15 protein-coding genes are annotated in these 15332 nt (G+C 48.6%); 7 read left to right on the top strand and 8 right to left on the bottom strand.

The genetic code is table 11. The features are described from left to right. The first annotated feature begins 326 nt into the window (after positions 1 to 326). From J2Z65_RS21190 to J2Z65_RS21170, 5 genes are all read left to right on the top strand, one after another. Complete coding sequence (locus J2Z65_RS21190; RefSeq protein ID WP_167051795.1) at positions 327 to 1304, top strand: HD domain-containing protein; 978 nt, start codon at positions 327 to 329, stop codon at positions 1302 to 1304. Between the two features lie 29 nt (positions 1305 to 1333). Continuing rightward, complete coding sequence (locus J2Z65_RS21185) at positions 1334 to 1912, top strand: thymidine kinase (RefSeq protein WP_167051793.1); 579 nt, start codon at positions 1334 to 1336, stop codon at positions 1910 to 1912. A 77-nt stretch (positions 1913 to 1989) separates the two neighbouring features. Then, positions 1990 to 3171 carry an MGDG synthase family glycosyltransferase gene (locus J2Z65_RS21180; RefSeq protein ID WP_167051790.1) on the top strand — a complete coding sequence of 394 codons (1182 nt, stop codon included), beginning with the start codon at positions 1990 to 1992 and terminating at the stop codon, positions 3169 to 3171. A 24-nt stretch (positions 3172 to 3195) separates the two neighbouring features. After that, the gene (locus J2Z65_RS21175; RefSeq protein ID WP_193580735.1) at positions 3196 to 3774 is read left to right on the top strand and encodes a hypothetical protein; all 579 of its coding nucleotides are present in this window, start codon (positions 3196 to 3198) and stop codon (positions 3772 to 3774) included. Positions 3775 to 3830: 56 nt separating this feature from the next. Continuing rightward, entirely contained in the window at positions 3831 to 4559 is a 729-nt protein-coding gene (locus tag J2Z65_RS21170; RefSeq protein WP_240159436.1) for a polysaccharide deacetylase family protein, read from the top strand. Here the strand turns inward: J2Z65_RS21170 and J2Z65_RS21165 are convergent. Continuing rightward, complete coding sequence (locus J2Z65_RS21165; protein ID WP_167051788.1) at positions 4556 to 5503, bottom strand: C40 family peptidase; 948 nt, start codon at positions 5501 to 5503, stop codon at positions 4556 to 4558. The genes J2Z65_RS21170 and J2Z65_RS21165 overlap by 4 nt on opposite strands. Before the next feature lie 144 nt (positions 5504 to 5647). Continuing rightward, positions 5648 to 6841 (bottom strand): WD40/YVTN/BNR-like repeat-containing protein, encoded by a 1194-nt coding sequence (locus tag J2Z65_RS21160; RefSeq protein WP_167051786.1) that lies wholly within the window; start codon positions 6839 to 6841, stop codon positions 5648 to 5650. Positions 6842 to 7071: 230 nt separating this feature from the next. Here J2Z65_RS21160 and J2Z65_RS21155 point away from each other — a divergent pair, with 230 nt between their 5' ends. Then, the gene (locus J2Z65_RS21155; RefSeq protein ID WP_240159434.1) at positions 7072 to 8073 is read left to right on the top strand and encodes a peptidoglycan DD-metalloendopeptidase family protein; all 1002 of its coding nucleotides are present in this window, start codon (positions 7072 to 7074) and stop codon (positions 8071 to 8073) included. Next, positions 8073 to 8525: a bactofilin family protein gene (locus J2Z65_RS21150; protein WP_167051784.1), complete on the top strand. Its 453-nt coding sequence runs from the start codon at positions 8073 to 8075 to the stop codon at positions 8523 to 8525. The genes J2Z65_RS21155 and J2Z65_RS21150 overlap by 1 nt, the downstream gene beginning before the upstream one ends. A gap of 182 nt (positions 8526 to 8707) precedes the next feature. On the opposite strand, the gene J2Z65_RS21145 is transcribed toward J2Z65_RS21150, so the two are convergent. The 6 genes from J2Z65_RS21145 to J2Z65_RS21120 form a co-directional block, all read right to left on the bottom strand. Continuing rightward, complete coding sequence (locus J2Z65_RS21145) at positions 8708 to 9469, bottom strand: sugar phosphate isomerase/epimerase family protein (protein ID WP_193580734.1); 762 nt, start codon at positions 9467 to 9469, stop codon at positions 8708 to 8710. Further along, positions 9466 to 10407, bottom strand: a complete 942-nt coding sequence (locus tag J2Z65_RS21140; protein WP_167051782.1) for an aldo/keto reductase — start codon at positions 10405 to 10407, stop codon at positions 9466 to 9468. Before J2Z65_RS21140 ends, J2Z65_RS21145 begins: the two co-directional genes overlap by 4 nt. Beyond that, positions 10404 to 11354 carry a PfkB family carbohydrate kinase gene (locus J2Z65_RS21135; RefSeq protein WP_167051780.1) on the bottom strand — a complete coding sequence of 317 codons (951 nt, stop codon included), beginning with the start codon at positions 11352 to 11354 and terminating at the stop codon, positions 10404 to 10406. Before J2Z65_RS21135 ends, J2Z65_RS21140 begins: the two co-directional genes overlap by 4 nt. Positions 11355 to 11385: 31 nt before the next feature. Beyond that, positions 11386 to 12405, bottom strand: coding sequence for a LacI family DNA-binding transcriptional regulator (locus tag J2Z65_RS21130; protein WP_167051778.1), 1020 nt, complete (start codon positions 12403 to 12405; stop codon positions 11386 to 11388). A gap of 123 nt (positions 12406 to 12528) precedes the next feature. Continuing rightward, positions 12529 to 13440, bottom strand: a complete 912-nt coding sequence (locus tag J2Z65_RS21125) for a carbohydrate ABC transporter permease (RefSeq protein ID WP_209856066.1) — start codon at positions 13438 to 13440, stop codon at positions 12529 to 12531. A gap of 75 nt (positions 13441 to 13515) precedes the next feature. Beyond that, positions 13516 to 15246, bottom strand: coding sequence for an extracellular solute-binding protein (locus tag J2Z65_RS21120; RefSeq protein WP_167051776.1), 1731 nt, complete (start codon positions 15244 to 15246; stop codon positions 13516 to 13518). Between the last annotated feature and the right edge of the window lie 86 nt (positions 15247 to 15332).

Genomic DNA, 15332 nt, shown 5'->3' with positions numbered 1-15332 from the left:
GTATTTCATCCAATATATTGAATAGTGTAAATTGGTGAAATAGTCTCAATATTTTTTATATTATATTAACACCAGAAATAGTATAGTTCAATTAAAATGTAAAGGTTTTCATTTTAATATTTTTATAAGATAGCCCTAAAAAATGGATTTGGAAGAGAAAGATCCGCCGCAGCCGTTCTGTGCATGGCTGTTCGGGTTGTCAGGCATGTTTTACGATGCTTTTTCATACGCTCATGATAGCGAACTTTCTATGTTTCATGCTATGATAGCTAATGCGCTGCAATGAAACATACATCCAGATTTCACAGCCTAGGAGGAACGCTGCTTTGAGTCTACAGCATACTTTTTCGACTGGGATGATTCGGGAGCCCTTATATAAGTGGCACATACAAGCCCACCCGGTTGAAGTCCAGCTTTTCCGAGCGCAGCCGGTTCGACGCTTGAAGTTCTTGCATCATTTCGGAGCTTCTGCGCTTTTTTCGCCAATGACCCATTCACGGTTCGAGCATACGGTCGGTGTATGGTCTTTAATGGCCCATTTTTGTCCGGACGAGCCCTTGCTTCGCATCGCTGCACTTTTACATGACATCGGGCATTTGCCCTTTTCCCACGCGGTGGAAAGAACTCTCGGCTATGACCACCATATGCATACGGAGAGATTGATTCTTGGCGGAACGATTGCCGACATTCTGACCGAGCATGGTATTTCCCCGACAGCGATCGTGTCCATATTGAAACAGGACAGCCCTCTAACGAATAAAACGTCCTTGATGGGTCTAGATCATTTGGACAGTTTCCTGCGAGATACCTACTATGCGGGTCAGCAGCTGCTGCCGCCATCCGAGCTTGTCCGAAAGCTCCGCCTTCGCGGGAATTATATAGAAACAGATGAAGAAACAGCGGCGGCCCTCATTCATGCGGTCGTGGAAGACCACCGTATTTTCCTTAGTCCCCCGTTTCTCGCCATGGATGCGCTGCTGGCCAAAGCGGTTGCTCATCACTGCGAGTCAAACCCGGGTATGAAGGAGCGTCTTCCCTCTTTATTGGATCATGAGCTCATTCAAGAGCTGCTGCAAAGCACGAACCCAATTGCCAGAGACACAATGAATGTCTTGATGTACGAGCCCCATCGCATTCAAATTACGGAAGAGCCGGTTAAGGGCAGTATTGAAGTGAACATTCGTAAAATATACAAAAAGCAGCCGTTAATTGGTGATAAACCCGCTTCCGAAACTAGCTTCCAAGCTGCCGTGAAATTAGAAGAGCTCAATTCCCTGACAGCTACTTATTTTTTTAACCTATAATCTTAATCTTCAGAGGGGACTGGCCCAGCTTGGCAAAATTATATTTCCGTTATGGCACGATGAACAGCGGCAAATCCATTGAAGTACTGCGCGTAGCGCATAATTATGAAGAACAAGGAAAAAAAGTTCTCCTCTTAACCTCTGTCGTAGATGACCGTTTTGGCGTCGGTAAAGTCGTATCCCGAATCGGTATGCAAAAGAATGCCATCGTTGTAGACGACACACTAGATATGGTTGAACTGGCGAAAAATGAGCTTCCCAACTGCATTCTTGTGGACGAGGCGCAATTTTTGACCAAACATCAGGTCGCACAGTTGATCGAGATTGTCGATGATTTGAACATTCCGGTTATCGCGTACGGGTTGCGCGCGGATTTCATGGGTCAACTTTTTGAAGGAAGCACGGCACTGATTGCCGCCGCGGACACGATCGAGGAAATTAAAACGGTCTGCTGGTACTGCGACAAGAAAGCGATCATGAACATGCGCTGTAAGGATGGCGAGCCTATTTTCCACGGAGAACAGATTCAAATCGGCGGGAACGAGAGTTATGTTCCGGTCTGCCGCAAATGCTACGCATCCAAACGTAAAGCCTCCTCAAGCGCTTAACTTGCAGGGCTTCCACCCGCTCGTGGCGTCTAATTTATGGATAGGATTTATATGGTTGACAAAGAAAGGTGAGTTCCTTGCGAAAAAAACGGATTTTGCTTTTATCCGAGGGCTTTGGGAAAGGTCATACACAAGCTGCGCACGCATTATCGGTTGAGCTCCGACAAAACTCATCGGAAATCATTACGCGTGTGATAGAGCTTGGTGCTTTTTTGCATCCTACCCTAGCGCCTTGGATCTTCTCGGCATACCGCCGCACGGTTACTTCACAACCCAAACTCTATGGTATGCTTTACCGTAATCAATATGAAAAGTCACTCAGCCGTGTTGCAGGACTCTTCCTGCACCGCATGTTTTACTCCCAAACCAAGGCGATTATTAAGCAGCTCAAGCCGGATATTATCGTGTGTACGCACCCTTTTCCGAGTATTATTGTGTCTCGCTTAAAGCGTGCAGGCCTCTCGGTGCCTCTCTTCACGGTCATTACCGATTACGACGTACATGGCACTTGGATTGACTCTGCCGTAGACAAGTACCTCGTATCGACTCCTAAGGTACAAGAGCGGCTAATCGCCCGCGGTGTGCCGGAGACGCACATTGAAGTGACAGGGATTCCCGTGCACCCGGATTTCCATCTCGAACATAGCAAAGTCCAGACACGCAAGCAGTTCGGGCTTAACGCCATGCCAACGGTGATGGTGATGGGCGGCGGCTGGGGCGTTTTTAAAAAGGAAGAAAAAGAAGAGCTGTTAACGTATTTGGCCAGCTGGAGCAAGGATATTCAGCTTCTCATCTGTCTGGGGACAAATGAGAAAGCGCGCCAACAGCTATTAGAGGAAGACATTTTCCGGCAGCCGAATATTCATTTGATTGGATACACCAATGAGATTAATAAACTGATGGACATCTCGGATTTATTAATCACCAAGCCGGGTGGAATGACATGCACCGAAGCCATGGCCAAAGGCATTCCAATGCTCTTCTACAGCCCAATTCCGGGTCAGGAAGAAATGAATTGCCAGTATTTTCAAGACCAAGGCTATGGTCAAATGATTACATCGCTTGAAATGGTCGATCACTGGTTCAAGCTGCTGCTTGAGCAATATCCCGAGCTGTCGGAACGCCGCACCTCGATCCGCAAACTTCAGAAATTCGGTGCGCAGGACTGCTCTAGAACGATCATTCAGTATTTAAAGTTATCCGAACAACGCCCCTATCGGCAGGCATCAACAACGACACCGCTCATACAATGGTATTAACCATGTATAGGGCGGTGATTTTTTTTGGACCCCTTAAAACGCTTCGGCAAGCAGATCATCTTCGTTTATCTACTCGCATGGTTCATCGGCAGTCTCTGGATGATGGCTGTGCTCGGCAGCGGGTCTGTTCAAGGTAAGCTGTTAGGCATTGACGTAAGCCAGTTCCATGAGTACGCCAGCTTTGGCTTTGCCGGTGCTTTGGGCGGAGCGTTGTACGGGCTCAGAATGTTCCACGAGCATTATCATGACCTTACCTCACAGTGGATGTACTGGTATTTCATGAGGCCAATCCTCTGCTTTGGCTCTGCTATTATCACTATCGTCCTGTTCGAGAGCGGCATTATGCTGCTGCAGGTCGACGATTCAATGTCTGCACGCATCTCGATCGCTTTTTTGACCGGATACGGCTATGGCAAGTTCATGGAAAAAATTAAGGCGCTCACGACAACCTTCTTTAGTGGCAATGGGAATGGGAATGGGAACGGAAATGGGAATGGGAATGGGAATGGGAATGGGAATGGGAATGGGAATGGGAATGGGAATGGGAACGGAAATGGAAACGGGAATGGAAATGCAAATGGAGGGGAACCGCCGAAATCTTGAATTCCTTTTTTGGTAATTGGAAACGCTACTTATACTAAACCAAATAAGGAGACATCATGAGAATTATTGCAGCTTTGTGTATTTGCATATTTTTGATGCAGCCCGTCGCAGCCAGCGCCGCCCCTAAGAAAGACCGAGCTTATTATGAAACACGGGGAGAAATTGTATGGGAAGTGAATACGGATGAGAAGGTCATTGCGTTAACATTCGATGACGGCCCACACCCCAAGTATACGGATCAAGTTTTGGAGCTGTTGAAGCAGTATGAGGCGAAGGCAACATTCTTCGTTGTGGGCAACAAGATTCAGCTCTACCCCGACGTTCTGGAGCGAACGGCTCGGGAAGGTCACGAGATTGCCAATCATACATACTCCCATGCCTATATAGGGCGAAAAACCAACATCAAGAAGGAGCTGAATACGACCGAAGATCTGATTGTTGCAAAAACCGGACAGCGGTCTCAATTGTTTCGTCCACCCGGAGGCTTCTACAATGACCGCCTTGTGTCGGTCGTCAAGGATGAAGGCTATAAAATGATCATGTGGAGCTGGCAGTTGGATACGAAGGATTGGAATACGCCAGGGGTCAACCGAATTGTGAACAGTGTGCTGAAAAACGCGAAAAACGGGAATATCGTCCTGTTTCATGACTATATTGAAGGACCGACGCAAACCATCCAAGCGTTGAAAATTATTTTGCCTGAATTAAAAAACAGAGGATACAAGCTAATCACTGTCTCGGAGCTACTGAGCTATAATAAGGCTATCCCTGCCAAAATTCATTAAGACAGAACCCGCTTAGCCTTAACAAAGCGATCTTTCCATGTACCATCCAGCTCAGACACGGTAACGCCAATACCCGGGCGGAAAGTATGCAGCATTAGACCGTTGCCCATATAGACCGCCACATGGCCAATCCGTTCGATTCCGTCTTTGTTTTTTCTTTTGGGCGTAGTGAAAAAAACGAGATCGCCCTCGCGCAGTTCGTCGATGGATACCTCTGTCCCATGCTGGCTTTGCTGCCTGGAATCACGCGGCAAGGCCACTTTTTGCGAACCAAACAGGTATTGGAGGAAAGAGGAGCAGTCAAATGAATCGGTTTGGCCTCCCTTTGCTCCGAATACATAGGGAGTCCCAAGGAAGCTCATCCCTTTGACGATGAGCTGATCGGCCTTGCGTTTCCATGTCGCTTCATTGGTATCTGAACCCGCTATCCGTTCATATTGTTCTTTGATTTTCACGATTTCGGCTGAGGGAAGATTCACTTTCTTAACATTCGGAACGGGGTCATCTCCCTCCCGAATCTGCTCTGGTGCTGCCTTAATTACAGAGGGCGTACTGCTAGCCGCAGGCGTAAAGTTCTCTTCTGCTGACGTTGGCGCCGGAGTTGCCGTAGGAGTCACGTCCTCGCTTGGCGCAGCTGCAGGTGGCGAGATGCTGGGAGATGAAGCTTTGGGCGTCGCTGAAGGCTTCGTCCTCGGCTTAGCCGTCACCGCCGGAGTTGCTGCGGTAGGCGCTGGATCGTGCACAGCCTCTATCCTTTCCTCCGTTACCGGCCTTGCCGTTTCCGCCGGTTGCGCCAGCGTCGGATCAACTGTTATCGATTCATTATCGCTCGTATTGGAGTATGCAGCGTTTAGTGCCATGTTCTCCGGATTCTTCACGGTAAAACCTATGAACACGGCAAGTGCGATTACTAGCGTAGAAATCGTATATTTGCGGGCTAGCATGTCTAACCTCCTGTGCAAAATAGCAAGTATACCCATACCATTCTCAGTCCGCCCCCTAAGAAAGGGGGTCGCGCTAAATGGAATTTCATGGGTATAGAAAAAAAGCCTTACCGTCAGCGCTCTGCTTCCGGTAAGGCTTTTTAGTTATTTCGGTGCATCAAAGGCATGCACCTTAGTCCAGTTGACACCACCTGTGCCGGTGGTATACATCACGCTTGGCTGCTCAGTGTCATTCGTGATCAGCCAGCCCTGATTCGCGTCTGCCATGGCCAGCAGCAGCTCGCCGTAGCCGGTGAACGTCTCTTTGCCGTTCACCCAGGTTTTGCCGCCGTCCTTCGTCCATCCGACGGAGTTCGGCTTGTCGCAGCTCGGGCACTGCCCGCCCATAAAAGCTACGTCGGGACTAACGACGTAGAGCGGCCCGGGCTTCGTGCCCGTGTTCTTCGGCCCTGTGTTATCCCCTGCAGGGATACCCGGGGCTGGCCCGCCTCCGGCGGTGCTGTTAGCAAGCACCGTCTGCCAGTTCTTCCCGCCGTCCTTCGTGTGGAACAAGGAATACGAGGTTTGAGTCATCCCCGAGCCGCCGATGAGCTCTACCCAGGCATCGTTCGCTCCGGCAGAACGGATCACTGCGCCCGTGATCGATTCTGCACTTTTGCGGGACATCGCGCTGGTCCAGGTCTTCCCTCCATCCTGCGTTCTCATAATCTGGATGGTGTCTTTTCCCTGCTTTACCGCCCACCCGTTATTGGCATCATGGAAATAGGCATCTCCCGTGATGCCCTCAGGCACAGGCATATTCGTCCACTTCACGCCGCCGTCTACGGTATGGGCGTTCCCGCTGAACGCCTCCCCTTTGGATATAAAATGAAAGAACGCGGCGTTCGGCATTTTACCGACAGATGTCCAGTGCTGGCCTCCATCCTTCGTACTCAACAAGCTGCCTTCACTCCCAACACTTGCCCAAGCTTCTTTCCCATTTAGTGCAAATAATTGTTTAACCTCGCCACTGCCTTCATATTGAATCTGCCACTTCGCACCGCTGTCATCTGTGTGGGCTATCCAACCTTTGCCGCCGATCCAGCCGGATTTGGCATCCGCTAAACGGACAGCCGTTACCCCGGTCATCGCCACTTTCGTCGGTTTATCGCTGGTTCCTGCGACTGGCTTTTCAGATGGAGTCGTCGTCGGTTGTACAGTAGCTTGTGCCGTCGCTGCAGCCGTTGGCTGCGGCGAATCGGAAACACTCACAGCACCGTTCGTCGTTCCGGAAGATTCACATCCTGCAAGCGTCATAATGGCAAGCGCCACAACAGGTACATATTTTTTCAACATCATCTTCTCTCCTTCCGCATCTTATACTGCATCCTTCTACCCTATAGACGTAACTTTTCATTAAAAAGTTGAGCTTGAGAACATGAAGCCTTTTCCCAAATTTAGTATGTCCCATAGAGGACTGATTGTTTTAGGGGCTTCAGGCGAAATAATAAATTAGGCATGACTCATCTTCTTCATGAATACAATCCAATCAAGGAGGGGGACTTTGTTTCGGAAAGGAAGAGGATCGGTTGAGATTCATATGGGGTAAAAAAGAATTCACCTTAATGATCATTCCGGGCGCCAACCGCCGAACCGTAAGATTCAAGCTTCCGCACAGTAGTTTGTATATTGTGCCTAGCGTGATCCTGCTCGTGCTGATTGGTTTTTTTGTCACGATTTACTTAATGAATACCTACTCCCATCAAACGAAAGATAACATGCAGCGTACGTTCGATGGACAAGAACGCCAACTGGTTAATCAAATTACACTTAAAGATAATGAACTGGAGCAGCTTCAAGCTAATTTGATTGACTTATCTCAGCAAGCAGATGAGTTTAAGCTCAAGCTCGAAGAAATTAAGAAACTCGAACATGTCATACAGCTCATGAGCCAATCAGAAGAGCCGAACAGGACAAGCAAAAAGCTGTCCGCCTTAAGTGAGTCGGCGTATGGCTCGGATGTCGGCGGCACCGAGGTCCCCGTCACATCGCAGGAAGTGACCGCGCTTGTCAGCAGCACCAAACAAGGGCTCTCCGCCTTAGTCGGGGATATTAACACTCTGCTCATTAATCTCAGCGAGTCCGAAGCACGCCTGAAGGAAGCCGACTATTTGCGCAGCATTACGCCGACACTTTGGCCTGTCATGACGCACAGCCTCACCTCCGGTTTCGGGGTACGAAGAGATCCGTTTACGGGTAAACCATCGATGCATACGGGACTAGATCTCGACGGTGAAATCAATGATGCCGTTTATGCGACGGCGTCCGGCAAAGTGATCGAAGCCAGCTTCGACAACGAATTCGGCAATCGCATCATTGTCGATCATACGCGCGGGATTCAAACCGGGTATATGCACCTGAATAAAATACTCGTGAAACGCGGAGAATCAGTAACGAAAGGTCAAAAGATCGGCCTACTCGGTTCCACAGGTCGAAGCACGGGCTCCCATCTGCATTACGAAGTACAGAAGAACCGCGTCCCCGTTGACCCGACCCCTTATCTCATAACCAATAGAAAGGATGAACGCTGATGCTTGGAAGCTCTAAATCGAAGCGCATTGATGCAAAAACAACAGACACGTTGATCGGGGGCAGTACCATTTGCGAAGGTAAAATCATGTCCGAAGCCAGCCTTCGGATCGAGGGCCAACTCAATGGCGACATTGAATGCGCAGGCGACATTACGATTGGCGAAAACGCCGTCGTACAGTCCAACATCCAAGCGCGCGATGTCATCATTGCCGGCAAAGTTAAAGGCAACGTCCACACCAAAGGCAAGCTCATCGTAACCAGCTCCGGCGTGCTGGTCGGCAACATTGATGTCCGCTCCTTCATCATTCAGGAGGGCGGAATTTTCCAAGGCAGCAGCGCCATGCAGATCGCCGCGGTGAGCGACAAAGGCGGAAGCAACGGCAAAGTTATCGACGCTAAGGCGCATAAGCAGCAAAAAAACGAGCAGCAGGCAGCTTCGGGCGGGAATTAACAGGGATTGTCCATTTTAGCGCGTGCCAGAGGAACTACAGGGTAACCCATCATACAGGAAAGAGGCTGTCCCTCAGGTGAACTGCCCCCAATTGTTAGACACAACTAACAAGTTGGGGGCAGTTCACTACGGAGACAGCCTCTTCGTATGATTAGGTCAACCAGGGATTAATGGTTAGCCTTCTATAATGAATCCAGATTTCTCTCCAGCTCCAACAAATGGGCTAAGCTAATCGCTAAACTATCCATTGGACTCCCCGGACAGTAGTCCTGCTCAACGGCGAACCATTCAACGCCATTGTGAAGTCCCCACTTCAGAATCGGCGCAAAATCGATGAGCCCCGTACCGATCTCGGCAAAATATTGCCTACCGTCAGAGGTCATATCTTTCAAATGAAGAATCGGCATGCGAAACGCATAATTGCTAATGAAGGACAGAGGATCCTGGCCTGCCTTTTGGACCCAGTACGTATCGATTTCCGGGTAAACAGCCGGGTCTTCAAGCAAAAATTCGAGCGCAAACTTTCCTTCAATGATCGTATGGAATTCAAAATCATGATTATGATAACCGACGCGATAGCCTAATGCGCGTACCTGCGAGGCAACGTTATGCAAATCATTTCGTACGCTGAGATAACCTTCCGGATTTTGCAGTCCGTTCGGCAGGGAATGACAGATCAAATCCTTGGTATCGAACAGCCTTGCTTCCTCCAACACGGCCTCAAGATCGGTTTTCATCCGCTCTAAGCCGACGTGCATGCCTGCCGTACGCAATCCGGTTTCTTTCATGACAGCTGCTATGTCAGAAGCAGGATAGCCGTGTAAACCGTCAATTTGAACGGCTGCCCACCCCATCTTTTTCAACTCTCTTAACACGCCTGGAAAATCCTGTTTAAGCTCGTTTCTTAATGTATACAGCTGTGCTGCCAGTTTGTCTCTGATCATTGCGCAGCTCCCTCCCTTTCTAGATTCAACCAGGCAAGCTCTTGCGGAGTAAATTGAATCTGCATAGCTTCTATAGAAGTGTGCAGCTCTTCAGGATTTTTCGGACCAATGATGGCACAGGTCGGAAAAGACTGATTCAGCACATAGGCTAACGCAATTTGAATCGGACTGACGTTCTTCTCCGCGGCAAGCTTGGCCGCGCGCCGATAGCGCTCCCAATTGTCATCGCTATAGTAAACCCTAACCATGTCCGGATTCGTTTGGTTGTCCGGCGTAAAATGCCCTGAGAAAAATCCTCCTGCCTGCGAAGACCACGCAAGGAGCGGCAGTTGATTGCCTGCATGCCAAGCACAGGTGCCCCCGTCTGCCGATACGCAGCCCTCCCATCTGGGCTCCTTCGGTTTGGCAAGGCTCAGGTTCGGGGAGCTAAACGTAAACCCGATCAACCCATGGGAGGCGGCATATTCATTCGCTTCTTGAATGCGTCGGCGGGTCCAGTTTGAAGCCCCTATAGCCCGTATGCGCGAAGCGCGAATGTGCTCATTTAATTCTTCCATGATCGGGCCTACTGCTGCATCCGGATCATCGCGATGGAGAGCATACAGGTCGACATAATCCGTACCTAATCTTTCCAGACTCTCCGTCAGATCCTTTCGGATCGCCTGCGGATTCACTCGCGGACCCGGGCTGCCATCGTCGTGATGTGCCCCTTTGGTGAGAATGACGACCTTCTCTCGGAGTTTTTTTTCTGCAAGCCACTGGCCGAGGATCACTTCTTTATTCCTGTATTGGTGAGCCGTATCGAAGGTGTTGCCCCCTGCACGTATGTAGGCATCCAGCATCATCCGTTCGGGCTCCTCCAATTTCCTTAGATCCCCAGTCCCCATAATCAAACGGGAGATGGCTTTATCCACACCTTGTATATGCATATAGTTCATATTGATTTCTCCTCACCGGATACTTTGTTTTGCCTGATAAAAGCTTCAAGACCCTCCCTGTCCGGAGTTCCTGTGCTGCCGCCGTAAGCTCCAACAGACAATGCTCCGCAACCATTGCCATATAGCAGGCATGTCTCCACATCAAGCCCCGCCAAAAAGCCAAATATGTAGCCCGCATTAAACGAATCACCTGCTCCCGTCGTATCAACGGCTTCGACCGAGAATCCGGGGCTGGCCGTTTGCAGGCCGTCTTTCATCGCTACAGCTCCTCTGGGTCCAAGCTTAACAACGACATGATTACAGAAGCCAGACATATAGCTTAAGCTGTCATCGATGCGCTCAAAGCCTGTATAATGAAGCGCTTCCGTTTCGTTCATCAAAAAAACATCCACATAACGCATTAACTCAAAAACGCCGGAATACCATTCGCCGGTATCATCCCATCCTACATCGCAAGACAAGGTGACTCCCGCCTCTTTCAATTTTCTAGCCATTGCCACGAATTCCTCATGATTGCGCCGCCCTCGATAGCCGGTAACATGAGCATGTCTGCCTAACGCGATTTGAGCCAAATCCAACTCTCCTACTTGCAGCTCAGCATTAGATCCTACATAGGTAATGAACGAACGATCCACCTCGGGGTTAATGGCAATCGAGATGCCTGTGCGGCTCGTTTCGCTGGTCCTGACCATACTGGTATCGATACCATATTGAGCAAAATGCTCCCGGATATAATGACCGTAGCCATCATCTCCAAGAACCCCGTCAAATGCGACATGCAGACCGAGCTTGGCTAATGAAATCGTGAATAAGGCAGCGCCTCCGCCAACATGCATCATCATATTATCCACATAAATTTCTTGTCCCGGTTGAGGGATTTGATTACAGCCCACTACTACAAGATCAATATTCGCATCGCCAATGACAACCGCATCAAACTGTTTCACTCTGCACTCCCTCTTCCGCTCAGTTCTCTGCCTATCTCTCTTTTTGATATGCCTTGCAGCTGTCGCGTACGACAAGTTTATGTCCCAATATCAAATCTTCCCGCTGAGTGCCAGTTTCATCTGAAATCAAATCAATTAGCGTTTCAACGGTAGTCTTGCCCATTTCCTGAATAGGCTGCTCCATGGAGGACAATCGCGGGCGAACGAGCTCCGTCAGTTGGCTTCCATCGAATCCAATGATCGAGATATCATCCGGAACCTTGAGCTGATGATCATGAACGCAATTCATCGCTCCGACCGCCATGTCGTCACTAACCGCAAATAAAGCTGTGGGACGTGGCTCACAGGCCAGCAGCTCCTTCATCAAATCATATCCGCTTCGCGTCTTGTAGTCGCCGAACCGGATGTAATCATACCTCATTCGAACTCGCTGATCGGTGAGAGCATTGCGGTAACCGGAATAACGGTTTTGCCCGGATGTGATGTCCCTCATATCTCCGCCAATAAAAGCAATTCGCTCATGTCCGAGCTCAATTAGATACCGCGTTGCGTCATACGCCGCCTCGTAATCATCTATAATGACAGACACGAACTTATGATCTACGGGCCTTACGCTTGAGAAAATGACCGGAATGTCCAATTTAGTAATAAAATTACGAATGTCATCGCTTAATTTTTCATGCATAATAATAATTCCGTCTACCCGCATTTCTTTAAACACATTCAAGTATTTAAGCTCTTTATCCGTATCCTCGTTAATGTTGCAGACCAGTAGGTTGTAATCATTCAAGCTTGCCGTTTCCTCGATGCTGCTCAATATTGTGGAATAGAAACTTGAGGTCAGATCGGGAACAATGACGCCAATCAGGTTCGTTTTCCTCCGCACCAAGCTCCTCGCGATATGGCTAGGCGCATAACCCAGCTCATCAATTGCTCGCTTCACTTTGGCCTTCAGATCGTCCTTTACGTATTTTTCTCCGTTTAACACCCTGGATACGGTAGTGACGGATACTCCCGCTTTTTTGGCTACATCTTTTATTTTAGGCGCCATGATTATCATCCTTCCTTACTCGCCGCACGAACATGATTCTCTGTTTTTCAACAGAACATTTTTATACATTTTATCATACAATGGGCTTGATCGAAGATCATCAATTATTTGGCATCCAGCCGTTTATTCTTTGACCGAACCGATCATTGCGCCCTTTGCAAAATACTTCTGTATAAATGGATATGCCGCAATAATCGGCGCTACCACCACGATAATCGTCGCCATTTTCAGAGAATCGCCCGTTAGCTGCATCCGCTCAAGCATTTGATACTGTGTCGAACCGGCTGCCTGCATCAGGGACTCCCGAATGGCATCCTGTTTGGTCAACATCTCCTGCAGCAAGGTAGATAACGGCCTAATCGAAGCGGTTCTGACAAAAAAGGCACCCGTGAACCAATCATTCCAATGACTCACTGCGGTAAATAAAGAGATCGTTGCCAGCACAGGCTTACTAAGCGGCATGATAATCCGCATAAAAATACCAAAATCACTGCAGCCATCAAGCTTCGCTGACTCCTCCAGACTGATGCTGATTTGCTGAAAAAAAGTGCGCATGATGATCAAATTCCACGCACTATATAGCCCCGGAAGGACATAGACCCAGATGGTATTCGTCAAATGCAGGCTTTTGAGCAGCATATAATATGGAATTATGCCGCCGGAGAACAGCATCGTAAAGAAGACCATCAGGGTAAAAAATCGCACGCCCGGCATCGTTTTGCTTTTTAGCGTATAGGCAGCCATCGCTGACAAAAACACGCCTGCAACAGTCCCCAGAGCCGTACGAAATATGGAAATGGCAAATGCTTTGCCGATATTAGCTGACGTAAACACTTCTCGGTAATTTTCTAGCGTCCATACACGGGGCCAGAAGTAGATGCCCCCTCTTTCCGCATCCTTGCCCGCGTTAAAGGACAGTGCCAATATATTCAGAAAAGGCAGTACGATGGACAGGCACAGGAGAATAATGAGAGCATAGTTAACGAACTTAAATATTTTTTCACCTGCTGAGAGCTTATAGAATTCATTACCCACGTTAATCTCTCCCCGTACTAGAAGTGCACTCCCGCTATCCCTGCGGGAGCGCCGGCTTCCTAACTCAACGTTCGACTATTTAAGAATCACTTTCGTTTTAGGATCGCTGTCCTTCTTCTGAAGCAGTTCTTCGAATTTGTCTAAGCCCGCAGCCTGGAGCTGCTTCTTTGAAGATTCCAGAATTTTTTGAGCTTCATCCATGTTCTTGGCGTAGAAGGCACGAATGATGCTTTCATTGTAGTTCGATAAAGCTGTTTTTAACTCATTGCCTGTCGGAAGCTCATTAATGAATGAAAGCGGACGATAGCCGTCGTTAATAATGGCGTTTTTCTTTTTCTCATCGTAGCCCCAGTAATCGGCGATTTTCAGCGGAGTTGCGTTGGCTTCCGGAGAAACCGCATCGCCATACTGCATTTCACCGAAATCTCCTAGTCGGTTGATATCCGTACTGCCAAGATAGCCGCCCCAACCATTGCCTGCGCCGTCAAAGCCCAGCTCTTTGGCCGCCTTCGGATCTTTGTTCCGAAGCTCCATCACTTCTTTTTTGACTAAAGGATTGCCCTTGGCATCCAGCGTGTAGTCTCTTCCTTCCAGACCGTACTGCCAGAGCAGCTTGCCTTCACGACTGGCCAGGAAATCGGCAAATTTGACGACATCCTGCGGGTTTTTCGTTGTTTTCGGAATCGACCAGGCCATATACCCGCTCTTATAATCCACGTTCATCCGGTACGTTCCATCCACAAAATTCATAGGACCGAGTGGGATATAGCTCATATCCTTATTGAAGTCCAGATAGTTATGCATATCGCCGATAATGCCAAATGACCCGTTAATTGCTCCTTCCGTCGCTTTATTTTCCTGCATGGCGTAGTAATCAGGCACCATCAACTTTTCCTTCAAAAGCTTCTGCACGAATTCAATCCGCTTCAGTGGATATTCCGTCTTGCTCTCGTGTACGATTTTGCCGTCCTTGTTCTTGTCGAAGCCTTGATCAATCGCCCCCCACGTCAATCCATTGAATAAGGATCCATTCTCATGATTGCTGTTCCCCCAATATCGAGGCCCTAGCGGCGTAATATCTTTTCCGTTTTTATCCTTGAAATTGCCCTCTTTGATCTTCTGAGCCAATTCGTACACTTGATCCGTTGTTTTAATCGTTCGAGGATCAACGTTCAGCTTCTCAGCAATATCTTTGCGGATATAAGGACCAGAAACATACTTGCGCTCTTCGTACCCGCCTTCCCTTTGAACGTTCATATGGACAAAGTAACTGGAACCGTTAAATTCCGGACGGAACATCACGCCGTTTTTCGTGTCCAGCGGCAAATATTTATCGTCCAAATACTTGCTGTACACCTTCGTTCCTTTTAGAAGCGGAGTGAGGTCCGTGAACATGTCTTCTTTGGCTGCTTTCAGAATGACCGGCATTTCTTTGCGTCCGCTATTATTCAAGTAATAAACGATAAAGTCAGGTAAATCATTGGAAGCCAGCCCTGCAATCAAACCGTCAATCGCATGCTCCGAGTTTACACCCTCCATTTGCAACGTAATTCCTGTCATTTCTTTTAGCTTTTTGGCAATCTCCGGGTTAATATCTTTCGTTATATCGTCGCTGTCAATAAACAGTAGTCCTTTAATGGTTCGGTCTGCGATCCAAGTTGCGGGCTTGCCGCTGTTGGCTGCAGATGACGGTGTAGTAGAAGCTGTGTCCCCTCCGGCCACAGGTTGATCGGAGCTTTCACAACCCGCTAGCAGCAAGCTTACTGCCAAAGGCATGGTAACCCATTTGACCCATCTTTTACTCATACAATACTCCCCTTTTCCATCAAATATTATGAATAACACCTGGCGGTGATCTTCAACACTTCAACAGTTGAAAAGCGAAAGAATCT

It is taken from the genome of Paenibacillus aceris, from assembly GCF_017874035.1.
Taxonomy (GTDB): Bacteria; Bacillota; Bacilli; order Paenibacillales; family NBRC-103111; genus Paenibacillus_E; species Paenibacillus_E aceris.
Note: the sequence above shows the minus strand (reverse complement) of the source record. Positions and strands in the feature narration are given on the sequence as shown.